The following is a 17,656-nucleotide window of genomic DNA, read 5'->3' on the forward strand; positions in this document are numbered from 1 at the left end:
GCAACACATCCATTTTGTGCTTTTTGTGTGCTTTGTGGCAAAATAAAGCCGGCTGGGAGGGGCTTAATCCCCAAATGCACCAAGCGATGGGAGTTTTAGTTTCGATCTACACTTCAACTCATTTGTTCTGGAGGATAGTGGATCGGGGGCTGGAGTCGCTAAGCTACAAGCGATCTGGCGGGGATGATGTTTTCCGTCAGTTGGCGGGTTTGGTTGCGAAGAGCGCGGAAGTCGCACTCCACCTGAATGCCATGCCAAAAGTCTGGGGATTGGTCAAAAAACGCTCCAAAGCGAATCGACATGGGAGGGGTGATGGAGCGTTTACCCAATACAATTTCGAGAAATTTATGGGGTCAAACGCAAGATCTAAAGGTTTTGACTTCAACAGGGGCAGAATCTTCGTGGCAGCTCTGTGTCCATACCTGAAATCAGTTGGGGGTTCCCCTTCCGCCGTCATTTTCTGTCACTTTTCTTCTTTGCTGCCTTTTTCGTCGGTTTAGGTTCCGGTGCGTTTTCGATAACGAGACCGATGGCAGGGTGAGGATGCCGTCGGGGCTGCGTGCGGTGATGTGGGAGATCATTTCCCGCCCGACACCGTAGAGCATCGAAGCTCCGGTGATGCGGATGAGGCGTTCCGGATCATGGGTTCTCCAGGGGTGGATCGACTCGTGCCCCAATGTCCCTTGCTGCCCTGGGGGAACAAAGGTTTGCACGAGGTTTGCGCCAACCGCGTGACCAGCCCGGACGAGTGTGTCAATCGTGAGATTGCTGTCCCCACTCAATAGCTTGGTGATGCGGGATGGGGCACGCCCATGCGTTGCGTGAGTTCCGAACGGTTGATGCCCTTGCGCTTCAAGAACTGCAGTAATTCCTCCACGATGTGGAGTATGCGGATTTCGACCTGCGATTCGATGTTCGCGATGGATTTTGCAAATGCTTCGGCGAGTGTGTTACGTCCTTTCGTGATGTTAATGGAGGATTTCACTTATATGTGAAATTTGGAGGATTTGAGAATATGGAGGCTCATGCTCCGATACGCATTCGTATATTTGTGACTACATTTGAGTTGAAGATCTTGGAGTGGCACAAGACAGGGAAAGAACTTAGCTCGGATGACTCAGAAGGCAGGGCGTTCGGGCCTCACGGTGTGGCCTCGTTGGACTGAGGGAATGTGACCGTGAACGTGATGCCCTGATCGTTGCGGTTGCAGATTTCTACGGAACCGCCGCAGGCTTGTACAACCTGCTTGGCGACTGCGGGTCCAAGTCCAAGGTCCCCGCCGGGGAACAGGGTATCGTGAATGCTCAAGACCTCAAAAAATTGCTCTTGGTACTGTTCGGGCACTGTCCAGCCATCGGCATGAATCCGAATGGTGCAGGCCTCGGGGTCCTGTTGCCATTCGACGTGGATGGGGTTTCCGGATGTGCTGAACTTGATAGCGGTTTCCAGCAGGGCGTTGAAGACCAGTTTGCCATATTCCCGATTGCAGGAGAGGGACTGCCCGGGGTCGCCCTTGAGCTGAATCTGAACATCGGATGCGTTGAGCAGGGGCTGCAGCGACTCCGATGCTTCTTCGAGCAATTCCTGCACGGGCTGTTCCTGGCTCGGTGTCTCGAGTTCGTTGAGATTGAGCCGGGTCAGAACGGTAGCGTGATTGACGATGTTGAGCAGCTTTTGGTGCGAGGCCCAGAAGATGTTTTGAAAACTTCGCGAATCCTCCTCGGAAAGGGGATGGCCGCCCAACAGTTCATCGGCGATGCCCAGCCCAACCAGAGGGGAGCGAAGCTCGTGGGAGATGAGGCGCAGGAAGTCGTTTTTGGCTTCGTCGAGGGATTGCAGTCGTTTGTGGAGTTCCTTGAGTTCCTCGTGGGCCTGCTGCAGGGCTTCGGTTCGCTCGGTCACCTGAGCTTCGAGCGATTGATTGCGGTGCTGCAGTTCCTGCTGCAAGCGCTGGATTTTCAGGTGGGTGTTGACCCGGGCAAGCACTTCCTGGGGATCGACGGGTTTGGAGATGTAGTCCACAGCGCCCATTTCAAAGGCAATCACCTTGTTGAAGGACTCTCCGATGGCACTGATGAACAGCACCGGAATGTGTTTGAAACGACTATTGTTTTTGATCTGCTTGCAGAGTTCGTAACCGTCCATCACCGGCATGTGCAAATCGATGAGTGCGAGGTCAGGGATTTCCGCCTGGATGCTGTTGAGGGCGAGGCGTCCGTTTTTGGCGGTGCGCACCCGGTAGCCTTTTGTTTCAAGGATCTTGCTGAGCACCTCGAGGTTATCGGGATTGTCGTCAGCAAGCAGGATGGTTGGGACAGATTGCATGGTGTGGGAGTCAAAAATCAGTTTCGCCACTGCGATCTACACATGATCCTCCATCAGAGCGCAGATGGACTCGAACGCATAGGTGTCGATGTGGTGATTCATGAAGGCAATTACGGTTGGTGGAATATCGGTTGCAGTGCTCAGCAACTCGTGCAATGCATTCCTGTCGCCGACAGTGGCAAGGTAGTGGATTTTTCGGCGAGTTTCCAGTTCAATGGACTGAATCTCGGGTTTCAGATTCTCCGCATTCAGAGAGGGATCCGAAGCATCGCTGTCGGCGTAGATGTATTCGAGTTGCAGTTGATCGCGCAGGATCTCGAGCAGTTCCAGCTCCTGAAAGGGTTTGCTGATAAAGGCACTGGCTCCGGATTCCAGAATATGGGCTTTTTCTTCCTCGAGCGCACTGGCACTGATGGCGACAATCGGAATGGAAGCGGTGGAAGCATCCTGCCTGATGTGCCGGGATGCCTCAATCCCGCCCATGCGTGGCATGACGACATCCATGAGAATGAGGTCAGGCTGCCAGCTGCGCGCAAGGTCGATGGCCTCGATGCCGTTCATGGCTTTCTGGCACACGAACCCCAGCGGCTGCAGGGTGCGCCGCAGGATGTCGATGTTGGTCTCCTGGTCATCCACAATCAGGATTTTGCGTCCGCAGCTGCCAGGGGCCAGGCATTGCACTGTCCGGACATCCGGGTCGGCCTGGAGCGCGATGGGTTGCCCGCGCGATGTGAGAAAGTGAAAGGTGAAGGTAGAACCCTCGCCAAGGGTGCTTTCGGCGTAAATGTTACCCTTGAGCAGTCGCGAAAATTCGCGACTGATTGCGAGTCCGAGTCCGGTCCCTCCCTCGCGGGATCGCCCACCGTCGACCTGTTCAAAGCTTTCGAAGACGCTTTCGAGCTGGTCAGCCGGGATGCCGATGCCCGTATCGATGACACGCGTGAGGATCTGCAAATCGTGAACAGAGTCTGCCTCAGCACTGGCGATGCGCGGCACATCGATGGACTCAACCTCGACGGTTACACTGCCCTTGCGGGTGAACTTGATGGCATTGCCAATGAGGTTCATCAGAATCTGGCGCAGCATCTTGGCGTCGGACTGGATGAACTGGGGCACGGATGAAGCCTTGGTAATGTGAAGCGCGATGGACTGGCTCTGCGCACGCTCCTGCATGATGATCTGGATGTCGTCGAGCAGGGCGTAGAAATCGAGGGTTTGGGGCTGAGGCTGCATGCGCCCGGCCTCGATTTTGGCCATTTCAAGAATCTCGTTGATGATGGTGAGCAGGTGGGCACCTGCCTTGTTGATCGCGCGCAGGTTTCGGATCTGGTCGTACGACAGATTGGTATCCTTTTGCAGGAGATTGGAATACCCGATGATGGCGTTCATCGGAGTGCGGATTTCATGGCTCATGTTTGCCAGGAAGCGACTTTTGCTCTGGCTTGCGCGCTCGGCATCCTCCTTTGCATCGTGCAGGCGCAGTTCGGAGTCGCGCCGCAACATGAGGTTGAGAAACAGTTGGCTGATGGTGTTGAGCAGGTAGCGTTCTTCGACGCCCCACTCGCGAACACCCTGAGTGGAAAACAGGCCAACGTAGCCAAAAATGCGCCCCTGATCGATCATGGGCAGTTCAAGGATAGCGGTGATGTTTTGGGTTTGCAGACGGTCCTTGTCCGCCTGGGGAAGCAAGCTGTCGTGCTGCACGTCCGGGAGCAGAACCGCAGCACCGGATGCAAAAAACTGACGGTACCAGAATGAACTCTGGTGAAAACGCAGGGACTTGAGTTGAGCAATATCTCCGCTGAAACTGGCGTCCCCGATGAGGTGGGTGAGATGGTAGGTCTTATCGACAGGATCAAACTGGAACAGGTGACCGCCGTTGACTCCGCAAAATTGTGCCACCTCGAGGATGGCACCCTCGATGGCGTCATGGACCTCGTCCAATTTCAGATTGAGGAATGGAGTAAAGATGGAACTGATCAGCTGTTCTCCCGCAACCTTGCGGTTGAGGGCTGCCTCAGCGATACGGGTGCGCGCGATCTGTTTTTTCAGGCGCCAGGTCCAGTAGGCAAAGAGCAGCGCAAGCAGGAACAAGGGAAGGGCGACCTTCCAGAGCAGGCTGAAATCGAGACGGGAGCGAAGCTCGACGGCGATCCATTTCCGGGTGAGCTGGTTGCGTTCGTCGACGCGGATCGAGTCGAGCGCCTTTTCCAACAGTGTCAGCAGATGCGGTTCTCCCGCATGGGTGGCAATGCGGGGTTCAAAAAAGTAGGGAGTGTGGTGGGAAACCGACACGTCAGAAATTCCCTGATGGGCAATGTGATAGCCAGCCTTGAGCACCGTGCTCAGCAGGGCATCGGCATCGTGACGCTGCAGGGAGCGAAGTGCGGTGGGAAGATCCTGCACGGTGTGAATGTCGAGTTCGGGAAGTTCCATCCGGAGCGTTTGCACCACCTGCTCACCCTCAACGGCGATGACGCGCTTACCGATCCACCCTTGTATCGAATCAATGCCCGGAAGATTGCCAGGAGTGAACATGACGACAGGCAGGCTGAGGATCGGTGCGGACCAGTTGACAGCGGGGGTGGAAGTCGATGATGGAACGGGAGTTTCCGCACCAAAGAGAAAGTGTACCTTTTGCGCTTCCAGTGCGCTGAGCGCTGCTTGTGGAGTATCGAAGGCCGTGACGGTGTATTCGATCTGGAGTGCATCAGCGATGAGTTCCAGCAGGTCCACCCAAAGGCCTTTTGCATCATTGTTTCTGTCCCGGAAAAAGAGAGGCGGGTGTCCATCGAGCACGCCTACGGTCAGTGTCGGGTTGGCATCGAGCCAGGCGAGTTCATCCGAGTCCAGTTGAATGGCACGTGGCAGGATGACATAGCGTTCGACGATGGTTTGTTTTTCGTGTTCCGAAAGAGTGGAGAGTGCCTTGTTGAAGATGGATAACAACTCGGGCCAGTCGTTCCGGACAGCGATGCGCATTTGCGCATCCTCAATTTGCAACCAGCTGGCGATGCGCAGTTCGTTGAGCAGGTGGATGCGCTGGAGATACAGCACACTGGCGGCATTTCCCACATAGGCATGGGCTTTGCCCTGTGAAACTGCGAGCAAGGCATCAAGCGTGTTGCTGGTTTGCAGAATATTGGCTTCGGGTACCTGCTCCCTCACATGGCGCTCATTCCAGTGATCGACTTCTGCGGCAACCGTGAGTCCCTTGAGGTCAACCAGGTCGCGCACCATGACCCCGTCGTCGCGGGTGACAATGCAGATGGGGGCATTGAAGGTCCAATCCGAGAAGTGAAGGAAGCGATTGCGCTCGGTGTTGGGTACCATGCTGGGTTGCACATCAAGCTCCTTGCGTTCGAGCATGGTCTCAAGCTCAGACCAGTTGCCATGCACGGGTTCGAGCCTCAGTCCCAGCCGCTCTGCAAGGTTGCGCAGCATGTCTGCGTGGATACCGACATAGTTTCCTTGTTTGTCGAGAAACTCGAATGGTGGAAAATCGGTCATCGCGGCAACGCGCAGGGTTGGGTTTGCCTTTAGCCAGTCCCGTTCTTTATCGGACAGCAGTGCGGTCAGTGGGGGTGATGCGGCCCGCAGGTTCCATCGTTCAAAAATAGAGTGACGTGCGGGAGCAGTGATCCGGGTCAGTGCCTTGGAAAGAATCTGATGCAGCATGGGCCAGTCGTCGCGCACGGCAAGATGCTGGTCAAATCCACCCACGGCGTAGATGCCCGATGCGATGACGTTGGAGATCCCGTTCAGATTGCACAGATAGTCGGCGGTGCCCATCACCCCCACAAACGCATCGGTATGTCCCAGTGAAACAGAGAGAATCGCTTCGAGCACGGAGTTGTAGGAACGGAAATCCGCATCGGGGAAGTCACGGATCACTCGCTCCGAGGATGCGTAGTGATAGACGAGGGCAATGCGTTTGTCCGCCAGATCTCCCTTCGAGCGCACTGTGCGGTTCTGCCGATGCGTGTAAATCATCAGCGGACTCTGGATGTACGGTTCTGTGAACAGGGCAAAGGTTGCCCGTTCAGCGGTTGGCACAATATTGGTGACCAGGTCAAGATGCCCCTCTTCAAGCGACCCGAGAATTTGCTGCCAGGAGAGATCGGGAACCACCTCAAAGCGCAGACCGGTCAGCTGCTCAAGCTGCGCGAGGTAGTCAATGGCTATGCCGTCATACTGTCCTTCGGGATCGCGAAAGCTGTAGGGAGGATAGCCAGGGTCGAGACCGACACGGATGACGGGATGCTGCTCGATCCACCTGGATTCGTCGTCAGTCCAGAATACCGGGTTCTGAGCGTGCAATGACATCTGCAGCAACAGGAGCAGTGCGGTTTGCAGCAGGCGCAGTTGGCGCGGAGCAAATACGGAAGACGAAGAGGGGTCTGGCATCGGAAATCGTCGAGCCTGCAAATTGACACAGGTTGGTCATGTGTGCAAGTTCGGCTGCGCTTCTTCCGGTTCTGTGCAAAGCGGACTCGTGTTTCGCCTGCACGATCAGCTGAACAGGATGAGCAGGATACCCGCCAGAATGCCTATTACGCAGGGCAGCTTACGCCAGAACTGTTGTTCCCGATACAGGTATGTGCCAACCGCAAACGTGACGACCACAGCGGAGCGGCGCAGGCACGAGATCACCGAAATCATGGCATCTTCCTGAGTGAGCGCACTGAAATAACTGAAATCGGCGGCGAGCAGGGCGATGCCGATGGCAGGGATGGACCAGCGCCATTCAAAACGGGTGCGGGGCCACCAGTTCTTGAGCCAACCCCAAAACGGGATCAGCATGAACAGCACGAGATAGATCGAAAACCACGACTGAACAGTGGATACCTTCATTCCCCGGGTTGAGAGCAGAAACTTGTCCCACAGACCCGAACCCGCACCGGCAATCGTGGCGGCGATGATCAGCCAGATCCAGCGATTGTTGTGAAAGTGAATGCCTTCGCGGCGACCGACGCGCGCCAGGGCGAAGAAAAAGATCAGGGTGATTGCGATACCCAGCCATTGTTGTGTGTTGGGACTTTCGTGAAACAGCAATAGCGCACCCACCAGGGTGTAGAGAGGACGTGTGGCTCCGATCACACTCGCGATGCTGATGGGCAGGTGCTTCATTGCAAAATATCCGCAGAGCCAGGAAATGCCGACGATGCAGGCCTTGATGAGCAGAAAACCATGCTCCAGAAAAGTGGGTGCTTCCACGACCAGGGCGCTGACTGGAATCGAGGCGGGATGCAGTGCCGACCAGATGACCAGGGGAAGCCAGAGCGCCGCGCAGGTGAGGTTTGAGATCAGCAGAACCGGGAGCACGGCGTTGCCGCGCACGGATTGTTTCTTCAGCAGATCGTAGGCACCGAGAATCAATCCCGATGCCATGCCCAGGTAAAGCCAGTTCATGTGGCCCACTCATGACGCATGCCCGGTGACCTTGCGATTTCTTTTTTGGCGGCAATCGGAATGCAGGATTGGGGATGATGGAGCATTTCGGGATGTTGAATCAATGGGAACAAGGCATTGATCAGGTTGCTGCAATCGGTTCCCCGTGCCGCATCCGGACATCGTTAATAACTTCCAATATCTTGCGCTTGTCTTCGTGTCGGGAATTCGGCCTGATTATTTCTTTCTATTTCAGTGGCTTATGGATTTGTTTAGGAAAACTTTTTGACCTCGTTGACACAATATATTGGGTTCTTATGATGTTTTGCTACCATATCTTGTGTTTTGGGTCCTCTGATGTTACCCTTTCACAACCGTCATCCCTACGTTAGAATCACCTTTTTTAGAGAATTTGCCCATGGAAACCATCACGATTGAAGTTGGAGGAAGAACCTTCGAACTCGACAAGCAGAAGGCGGAGCGCGCCTACGAATCCAAACGCGTCATCAATGGCAAGGACACCATGTATTTCAACATCCTTCCGCTGAAGTACCAATGGGCTTACGATCTTTACAAAACCATGAAGTCCAATCATTGGGAGCCGGAAGACATCCCGATGCAGCGGGACTGTGAGCAGTGGCGCTCTTCGGATGGCAGCATATCGGATATTGACCGGTGGATCATCAAAATGGGGATCGGGTATTTCTCAGCTGCCGAAGGCATTGTTGGAGACAACATTATCCACGTCGTGCGGGAAGTGGTCACCGCACCCGAACTCAAGCTCGTGCTGGGTCGCCACGCACACGAGGAAAACATCCACGCTGACAGCCTGGTCTACATGATCAGTTCGCTTGGACTCAACCCCCACGAGTGTGAGGCCATGTTTGAGGACATCCCGACGATTGTGAAGAAGAATAACTTTGTCGTATCCAATTCCCGGTCACTGCGCCGGGATCTGGACCTCACTCAGACGGAGAACAAGCAGGCACTCGCCACCAATGTGTTTCTTTTTGGGCAGTGCATGGAAGGCACGCAGTTTTATGGATTGTTTGGCATGGTGTTGTCGCTCTACCGGCAGAATAAGTTCCCGGGCATCGGACAGATGTTCCGCTACACGCTTCGGGATGAGTCCAACCATATCGAGCTGTTCCGCACCTTGCTGGTTGATCTGGTGAGTGAAAATCCCGACATCTGGACCTCTGAGTTCAAGACCTCCCTGCGCAACCTGATGGCGGAAGCCATCCGGCTGGAGAAAGAGTTCATTCGCGACTGCCTGCCTGTAGATGCGCTGGGCCTTAAGGCAGACGATTTCCTGACGTACATTGACTTCATCGCTGACCGCCGCCTGGAGGGGGTTGGACTCGAGCCGTTGAATCCGGGAGTGGGAAATCCGCTGCCCTGGCTGGCCGAGATGATGGACATCAATAAGGAGCAAAATTTCTTTGAGGGGCGTGTGACCGAATATCGCAAAGCGTCTTCCCTGAATGTGGTCGATGATGATGAACTCTGATCCACACTTCCGGTAAAGCGGTCCCACCACTCTCGAATCCAATCGTCAAATACCTGAATCTCCCTGGTCGTTGAGGACTTTCTGGACGGCTCACTCTTTGAGCGGAAAAGAAGCCTCTTCGAACCAAAAACCTGTTTTGCCATGATCAAAAACCTGCCTGTCGAAGAAGATATCGCGCTCAAGCGCTACACCTCCATTCCTCGCGACCAAAAACCCAGATTCAACTGGAAGGAAGTCTTTTCACCCAAGCTGCTTTCCGAAACCGATCCGGAGGCTCTGCGTTCCATCACCATCCGTTCCGATGAAGGGGAACAGGTGTATGACCTTACAGACATTGCTGACACCATTGGCAACGCCCTGACCAATTTGCTCTTGTCCCGGGACGAAAGTGAAATTTTCACAGAAAAAAACCGGCGCTTTGTCGCCACCATTGCCCAGGTGGTGACCGAACGCATCACGCGACAGGCCATCAAGGAAGAGGAGTGTGTATTCAGCACCCGCGAAATCGATTTGCTGATCGAGCGTGCCCTCATCGAAAACCACGCGCACGATGTGGCAAAGAGCCTGGTTGTGGGGCGGGAGTTGCACAACCTCGACAATGATCCGGCGATGTTGCATGTGCAGGTGATCCGGCGCAACGGACAGATGGTTCCCTGGGATGTGAACAAGATCGAAGTCGCTGTGCGCAAGGCGTTTCTCTCGCTTGAGAAAGATTCCAGCCCCGCCGAACAGATCGCCCAGGGCGTTGCTGACCGGGTACAGGAGAAAGGTGTCAACCGCATCTACATCGAAGAAGTGCAGGACTTTGTGCAGGAGGAGCTGATGCGCCAGGGGCACTTCAAGGTTGCCGAGGCCTACATCCTGTACCGGGCACACCGCGCGAGCTTGCGGCAGGAACTCGAAGTGGAACAGGATGATCGGCAGGATGCCATGGTGGTTGTCAAACGTGCGGATGGTTCCACGTATTTCTGGGACGGTCACGACCTGCGCAAGCGCATTGATTATGCGACAATGGGACTGGAACTCGAACTGAGCCGCGATGAAATCGAGACGGAACTCCGCCGCTCCATGCATGCGGAAATGTCCGAATCCGACCTACGCAAAACCCTGCTGTTGAATTCGAAAACCCTGATCGAGCGGGACGCTGATTTCTCCAAATTCGCTGGCCGCATGCTCGAAACGTTCATTTATGAGGAAGTGCTCGACTGGTCCATCGAGCGGGATGGAATTTCCACGCTCAAATCCGCGCATCGCGAGCAGTTTCGCAGCTATCTAAAGCGGGGTGTGGAGCTGGATCGCCTGAGCGAAAAATTGCTTGCCTACGACCTCGACCAGCTGGCCGATGCGCTCGATCCTTCAGCGGACATGGATTTTGATTATCTGGGGGTGCAGACCCTCTACGACCGCTATCTGATTGTGGACAAGACGGACTCCAGAAATCATCGTCGCATCGAAACTCCGCAGTTTTTCTGGATGCGGGTGGCAATGGGACTGTTTGTTGGGGAGCACGAGAAGCAACCCAGCGAACCCGCTATCATTGAGCTCTACAACCTCTACAAGAGCCGTCGATTCTGCTCCTCAACACCGACCCTGTTCAACTCGGGAACACCTCGCAGCCAGTTGTCGTCGTGTTACCTCTACAAGGTGGACGACAGTATTGAGTCGATCATGTATCGCGGCATCGCGGAAAATGCGTTTCTTTCGAAATGGGCGGGCGGTCTCGGAGGCAGCTGGACATCCGTTCGTGGAACAGGTTCCCACATTCGGGGAACCAACGGTGAGAGCCAGGGCGTCATACCATTCCTGAAACTGCACAACGACCAGTTGGTTGCGGTCAATCAGGGAGGCAAACGTCGAGGCTCGGGTTGTGCCTATCTCGAGACCTGGCATAACGACATCTATGACTTCCTGGAATTGCGGCGCAACACCGGTGATGACCGCCGACGCACGCACGACATGAACACGGCAAACTGGATACCGGATCTGTTCATGAAGCGCATGGAGGCGCGTGAAGAGTGGACTCTTTTCCATTCCAATGAAGTGCCCGATCTACATGACCTTTACGGCAAGGCGTTTGAAAAGCGCTACCTGGAGTATGAAAAACTCCTGGATGAAGGAAAGATCGGCGGACAGCGCATCAAGGCCATCGATTTGTGGAAAAAGATGCTGCAGATGATCTTTGAAACCGGGCACCCATGGTTCACTTTCAAGGATGCCTGCAACATTCGTTCCCCACAGGATCATGTGGGAGTCATTCACAGTTCGAATCTCTGCACGGAAATCACGCTGAACACCGATGCGGATGAAACCGCAGTCTGTAACCTCGGCTCGGTTGTGCTCGACTCACACCTTGATGCACAGGGCAACTTGGATCTTGAGAAGCTGCGTGAGACTGTTCGCGTTGCGGTTCGTGCACTTGATAATGTGATCGATATCAACTTTTATCCGACCGAAGCTGCGCGTGCTTCCAACATGCGCCACCGCCCGATCGGATTGGGCGTCATGGGGCTGCAAAACTGTCTCTACCGTAAGGGAATCCCCTTTGAAAGTGAGGAGGCCGTGGAATTCAATGACGAATTTCAGGAGGCAATTGCCTACTTCGCCTACGAAGCTTCGTCCGATCTTGCCAAGGAACGTGGACGCTACTCCACCTATGAAGGTTCCAAATGGGACCGTGGACTGTTGCCGCAGGATACGATCGAACTGTTGGGTTCCGAGCGTGGAGAGGCGATTGATGTACCGCTGGGTGCGAGGATGGACTGGGAGCCGCTTCGTGCGAAAATCCGCAAACAGGGCATGCGCAACAGCAATGTGCTCGCCATCGCACCGACAGCGACCATTTCGAACATCATGGGATCCACGCCCTGCATTGAACCGACCTACAAGAACCTCTTTGTGAAGAGCAATCTTTCGGGTGAGTTCATCGTGCTCAACGCGTTTCTCGTTCGTGATTTGAAAGCACTGGGACTCTGGACCCGGGAGGTGCGTGACATGCTCAAGTATTTTGATGGTGAACTTGAAAATATCGAGGGCATCCCGGATACGATCAAGCGTCGCTACAAAACCGCATTTGGAGTGAACTACAATTACCTGATCGACGCAGCAGCCCGCCGCCAGAAGTGGATCGATCAGGCCCAGTCGGTAAATCTGTTCCTTGCGGAACCGGATCTCAAGACGCTTTCGCACATGTATCGTGCTGCGTGGCACAAGGGGCTGAAGACGACCTACTACTTGCGCACGCTCGGCGCATCGAACATTGAAAAAGCGACCGTATCCGTGAAAAAAGCGGGTGTGCGCATGCCCGGAGACGCGGCAGCGAGCATTCCGGCCACCGAACCTGTGCGCAAATTTTCCGAAGAGGAACGCGCTGCGTGTTCGCTGGATGCCATGCTCAACGGTGGTGAGTGTGAGGCCTGCCAGTAAGCTGCATCCGGTAGGATGACTTTTGCTTAATCTCTGCCCGTCCCGACCTTTGTTCGGGACGGGCAGACTGGTCATAGGGCCATGAGTGAAGTCCCAGTGAGAAATTCCTGTTTTTTGAATGGGAAATCCCGTGAGCGTGGTTATGCTCAAGCCTATAACTCGCCCATGAGCTGGCATGAATGCATTTGACAGCGTCGAACTCGAACCCATCTCCGGCCCAGTCCCGCCTGAACCGGTCGTGAACCTGTGGCCAGCGGTGTTCTGGACGCTCGGCGGGATTGCATTTGTTGCCTTGCTGGCATGGGGTTGCTGGTTTTGCATACGCTGCTGGAAGCAGGGGTCCTTTGCCAGAAAACCTCGATCTGTCTACCGCATGCAGCGTCTCGTTCGGCGGGCCAGAGCACAAAAAGACTCCGCGACGCAAGCTGCGGATATTGATGCACTCTGGTCGATCCTGCAGGAATATCTCATCGAAATGGCGTACGTCAAAAAATCCAGTCCGACTCTTGAGGAAATTCATCAGGAACTTGACCTGCTTGGTAGCTCCCCCGGCTGGAATACGGCAACCTTGCAGCACCTGATTTCACAGGTTGAACAGATCAAATATGTCGGACCAGAGAGCCGTGTGGATCCAGAAACGCTTCGACAGGATCTGATCTCACTTCTGGGTGAAATCATTGCGCATCATCGTTGAATGGACCAAAGTAGGCAACGCATGGAAACGGTTCTCAGCATTCTCGACAAGACAACGACCTATTTTCAGAAGCATGGCATTGAGAATGCGCGTCTGGATGCGGAGCTTTTGCTTTCGCATGTGCTCGAATGCAAGCGAATGCAGCTGTATCTCGACTTTGAACGTCCGCTACCGGAATCGACATTGGCATCCTTGCGTCCGCTACTGAAAAAACGGGCAAACCGCGAACCCCTGCAGTATCTGATCGGGTCCACCTCGTTTATGGATTTTACGCTGAAGACGGACCCCCGTGCATTGATTCCGAGGCCGGAGACCGAAGAGCTGGTGGAACTGATCCTTGCACATTTTGACAAGCGTGCGAAACCCGAGCGCATCCTTGACCTTGGAACAGGCACCGGTGCGATCGCCTGCGCCCTTGCCCGCGCCTTTCCGGATGCCGAGGTCATGGCTACGGACTTGAGCGAAACCACATTGACATTGGCTCGTGAGAATATCGAACGGCTTGCTTTGCAGCAGAAGATCCATTGTCTGCAGAGCCATTGGTTTCAAGGCGTGACGGGCGTGTATGATCTGATCGTCAGCAATCCTCCTTATCTTGCAGATCACGAACTGGAGACCCTGGAACCCGAAGTTGGGAAATTTGAACCCCATCGTGCGCTGGCTTCAGGTCCCAGTGGACTCGAGGCGATTGAGGTACTGCTTACGGAAGCACCGAAGTTCCTTCGGAAAAATGGAGTCATATTCCTGGAGACGGGGTGCAGTCAGGAGTCCGCGATTCGATCATTTGCGCGTGAGCTTGGACAGGAACCACGTCTCGAATGTTTCAAGGACCTCAACCATCGCCATCGATTTGTTCGATTGGAAATGGGCTGAGAGGAGCCAAGCCCCCAGCTAACACGCGCTACTTATCGTGTAGAGCGAAGGGGATCGCCGGCCGGATTCAGTTCTCCCAGAATGTGATTCAGCGTGGGCGCATTGTCCGAATGAATGGCAATCTGGCGGTTTTCAGAGGTGTCGATGTGCTTTTCAAGCAGAATCCAGTCGCTCACGATGCGCATGCTTTCCCGCAGATGGATATCAAACCCCTTTTTGTCCTCGTCTTCCTCTTCATCATCATCCTTCGCATCCGCATCGAGTTCAACGGAATCATTAGAATCCACATTGGCAGCGAGCTGAGGAGAATCCGACGCTCCGGTTTCATTTTCAACTTCAGTTTCTGCGGGGGGTTCTGGCATCGGCTCGGGATCCTTTAGAGGGATGGCGAGGTGTGCAAATGTGAACCCTTCGAGTTCATCCTGACGTGCTTCCAACTGGTCGATGAGTTGATCGTCGGCGTTGAGCAGGTTGATGCGGTCGAGAAGCCCGATAGGGATGGATTTCCGGTCGTAGCGCGACTTGAAGCTCGAAATGGTTGCATCGAGATATTGGAATTCCTCAAGAAGCTCCCTGCGCTGCTGGCTGCGATCCGCGAGAAGCCCTACAATGGAATCCTGCAGGTAGGGATAGGCGTTTGAGACCAGAAGCTCCGATTCGATGGGAAGTTCCTCGATCTGGTCCCAGGTCATCGGATTGTCTAGGTCAGATTCCCGGATGGGGAGCAACTCTGCCACACTGGGTAAATTGATATCTGAAACCACCCCGCGCAGCTGAGTGGATGAGCCATCGGGCAGGTAGTATTTGGCAATCGTGATTTTCGCCATGGAAGGCATCGACGAAGAGGACGAAGTTGTCGGGATCAGCCGACCAACGCGCTCCAGCAAGTTGGGGCGGATGAAGCGGTTGTCCCTCCCCATCATGTCATAGACAGAAATCGGCAAGGTAAAGGTGGATTGTACGGTTCCCTTCCCGTGCGTGGATTCATCTCCGATCACCAGCGCGCGACGGTAGAACTGGAGGGCGCCTGCAACGATTTCGGAAGCGGATGCACTGTAGCGCGAAGTCAGCACCGCCAGGGGGCCTTCCCATGATATTTTGGGGTCATAGTCACGGCTGACATCCACATCACCAGCACGGTTTTTCACCTTGACGACGGGTCCAGTCGTGATGAAGAGACCGGTGACATTGATGGCTTCGTCCAGCAGACCCCCGCCGTTGTTGCGCAGATCCAGCACAATGCCTTCGACTCCCTGCTCCTTCAGGCGAGAAATCAACAGATCGACATCATCACGGGCGCGGGTGGAATGCGGATTGCCGTGAGTGGGACCGTAAAAATTGGGAAGTTTGATGACCCCGATGGACAGCGTCGTGTCGCCTGCGGGAACTTGATGCAGCTCGGCAGAAGCCAGCTTTTCCTCAAGCTTGATGCGCTTGCGGGTGATGGGCACAACCTTGTCCTCAACGCTCGTCTCGGAACGGATTCGCAGGCGCACGAGTGAATCCTCCTTGCCCCGAATCAGGCGCACGATGTCACGCAGGCGCTTGCCGACCACATCTTCGAATTCCCCACGCCCCTGAGCAACTCCGATGATGGTATCTCCCTCCTTGATTTCTCCGGATTTTGCGGCAGGACCGCCATCAATCAGTTCCAAAATCTTGCAGAAACCGTTGTCGTCGCTGAGCACGGCACCGATACCGATGAGTTCATTGCTGATCGAAATTCCGAAATCTTCGGACGTGTCGGGCGACATAAAATTGGAGTGTGGGTCGTAGCGCTGTGCGAGTTCGGTCAGAAAATCCTCTTGCACTTCAGCTGGTTTGGTTTCGCCGATGCGCTGCAACCAGCGCTCATAGCGCTCGAGAATTTTTTGCTTTGCGTCGACAATCCACTCCTGATGCTGCTCGGCACTGATGTGCTCGTCATACTGTTCTCTTGTGAGTTGTGGTACTGGCTCGTCCCCAAATTGCTCCTCCAGCTCCTCGCGAATCTTTGGAATGATTTCCGATAAAATTTCGTGGCGAATGCGGCGAGTCCACAGCTCATCTGCCTCTTCGCGGGTCTTGGGCCAGGTGCGATTTTCCAGGTCGGTGATGTAGTCTCCACTTCCAAACACATCGATCTCACCCTCGAGAAAGGTACGAGTCCAGTCGAGGCGTTCGGCCACTCGTTTTTCAAAGGTATTGAAGATGTAGAACGCGGGATAGAGTTCGTTTTTGTCGAGATAGTTGTTTTTGAGCGTGCGACCAAAACGCTGCGTCCAGAGCCACTCGTCGGAACTGAGAAAATAAAGATAATTGAAATCCAGACGCTCCATATACTGAGGGATGAGGGCCTCATAATCCTCCTGTGTGAGCACCTTCTGCGTGAAATGCAGGCGCTCCATGGCCATGCGCATATCCTTGATTTCCGCCTTCATCTGAAAACTGGTCTCCAGCGGGACTTCAGCAGAAATGGGCGATACAGCCGCACACGATAGTGTCAGCAGAAGAAAATGGATTCGAAAGCGGTTGAGCATACTGCGGTGGGATTGTGGTGAAATTGCGGTGATTGTCAAAAAATGGAAGAAGACCTTGGAATTTGGCTTGAGTCAGGTTGATTTCGATTCCAGAGCAATTCCGAAAGAGCGGACTATTCCGGGTCGGGCACGAGCTTAGATCTCCTTCCATCGATCAATCGTTCAAAATACGGTTCATTTTGCGGTTGGCTAAGATCGGGCAGCTCATCCTCCTCGTCGTCGTCCTCTTCCTCATCGTTGAGTGCAAACACTAGCTCGTCGGGCTTTTCAAAGACCTGAGCGATGCGACGCACCTGATTATCCATGACCAGCAACATATCGTGCAAGCGACCCTTGCGCGTGTTTTCAATGATGCACGGGTAGGATTCCCTTTTGAAAAAGGCCTTGTATTCCTTGAGCCATGAGACGGGCAGGGATTTGAATTCGTCCAGGATCACCAGATCCGAAAAATGAAAACAGCACTCGTACCATTTTCGGGTGCGACTGCATTGCGAGACTTTGTAGCAGTCGACCCATGTGGTAATGCGTTGCAGTGCAAACCCTGAGCTGGGAACCCAGTAGGCAAGGGTTTCAAGCATGTCGACAAGGTGAAGGGTTCCGTGGGCGAGGAAGAGCGCAGTTACCCCCGGACGTGCGATGGGAGCTTTCGCAAACGCGCAGGACTCCGTTTCGAGTGACCATGTCGACGTTTGCATGCCTTTGTTGAGCAGCTGGGCCAGAGCCGGGCAGTCAGGCAGGGCTTCGGATTCGTGATGCCAAAGTTCGACGCTCTCACCGTGAAAGATCAGGTAGGACGCCATTTGGAAAACGATCTCGAATCGCTGATCGTTGGCGACCCCCAGCACGACAAAAAGGTCACTTGTAAGCTCCGGTTCTGACGGATTCATGATGCAATTATCGGACAAAAACGTGAGAACTTCA

Annotated in this window: 10 protein-coding genes; 4 read left to right on the plus strand and 6 right to left on the minus strand. The window is 54.4% G+C overall.

What is annotated here, in order from left to right; translation table 11 throughout:
* Positions 1 to 778: 778 nt before the first annotated feature.
* The 4 genes from ABQ298_12810 to ABQ298_12825 form a co-directional block, all read right to left on the minus strand.
* Positions 779 to 985: a hypothetical protein gene (locus tag ABQ298_12810; GenBank protein ID MEQ9825257.1), complete on the minus strand. Its 207-nt coding sequence runs from the start codon at positions 983 to 985 to the stop codon at positions 779 to 781.
* Between the two features lie 155 nt (positions 986 to 1,140).
* Positions 1,141 to 2,325: a response regulator gene (locus ABQ298_12815; GenBank protein MEQ9825258.1), complete on the minus strand. Its 1,185-nt coding sequence runs from the start codon at positions 2,323 to 2,325 to the stop codon at positions 1,141 to 1,143.
* Between the two features lie 36 nt (positions 2,326 to 2,361).
* Positions 2,362 to 6,732 (minus strand): transporter substrate-binding domain-containing protein, encoded by a 4,371-nt coding sequence (locus tag ABQ298_12820; GenBank protein MEQ9825259.1) that lies wholly within the window; start codon positions 6,730 to 6,732, stop codon positions 2,362 to 2,364.
* Between the two features lie 105 nt (positions 6,733 to 6,837).
* Positions 6,838 to 7,737, minus strand: coding sequence for an EamA family transporter (locus ABQ298_12825; protein ID MEQ9825260.1), 900 nt, complete (start codon positions 7,735 to 7,737; stop codon positions 6,838 to 6,840).
* 397 nt (positions 7,738 to 8,134) lie between these two features.
* Here ABQ298_12825 and ABQ298_12830 point away from each other — a divergent pair, with 397 nt between their 5' ends.
* The 4 genes from ABQ298_12830 to prmC all read left to right on the plus strand — a co-directional run bounded on the left by ABQ298_12830 (position 8,135) and on the right by prmC (position 14,216).
* Entirely contained in the window at positions 8,135 to 9,226 is a 1,092-nt protein-coding gene (locus ABQ298_12830) for a ribonucleotide-diphosphate reductase subunit beta (protein ID MEQ9825261.1), read from the plus strand.
* A gap of 141 nt (positions 9,227 to 9,367) precedes the next feature.
* Complete coding sequence (locus ABQ298_12835; protein MEQ9825262.1) at positions 9,368 to 12,649, plus strand: ribonucleoside-diphosphate reductase subunit alpha; 3,282 nt, start codon at positions 9,368 to 9,370, stop codon at positions 12,647 to 12,649.
* Positions 12,650 to 12,824: 175 nt separating this feature from the next.
* The gene (locus ABQ298_12840; GenBank protein MEQ9825263.1) at positions 12,825 to 13,343 is read left to right on the plus strand and encodes a hypothetical protein; all 519 of its coding nucleotides are present in this window, start codon (positions 12,825 to 12,827) and stop codon (positions 13,341 to 13,343) included.
* Positions 13,344 to 14,216, plus strand: coding sequence for a peptide chain release factor N(5)-glutamine methyltransferase (prmC, locus tag ABQ298_12845; GenBank protein ID MEQ9825264.1), 873 nt, complete (start codon positions 13,344 to 13,346; stop codon positions 14,214 to 14,216). It abuts the gene before it with no gap.
* A gap of 32 nt (positions 14,217 to 14,248) precedes the next feature.
* Here the strand turns inward: prmC and ABQ298_12850 are convergent, their stop codons facing one another.
* Positions 14,249 to 16,735, minus strand: coding sequence for a carboxy terminal-processing peptidase (locus ABQ298_12850; GenBank protein ID MEQ9825265.1), 2,487 nt, complete (start codon positions 16,733 to 16,735; stop codon positions 14,249 to 14,251).
* 113 nt (positions 16,736 to 16,848) lie between these two features.
* Positions 16,849 to 17,622, minus strand: coding sequence for a hypothetical protein (locus ABQ298_12855; GenBank protein ID MEQ9825266.1), 774 nt, complete (start codon positions 17,620 to 17,622; stop codon positions 16,849 to 16,851).
* Positions 17,623 to 17,656: the final 34 nt, after the last annotated feature.

The organism is Puniceicoccaceae bacterium (assembly GCA_040224245.1).
Lineage (GTDB): Bacteria > Verrucomicrobiota > Verrucomicrobiia > Opitutales > JAFGAQ01 > JAKSBQ01.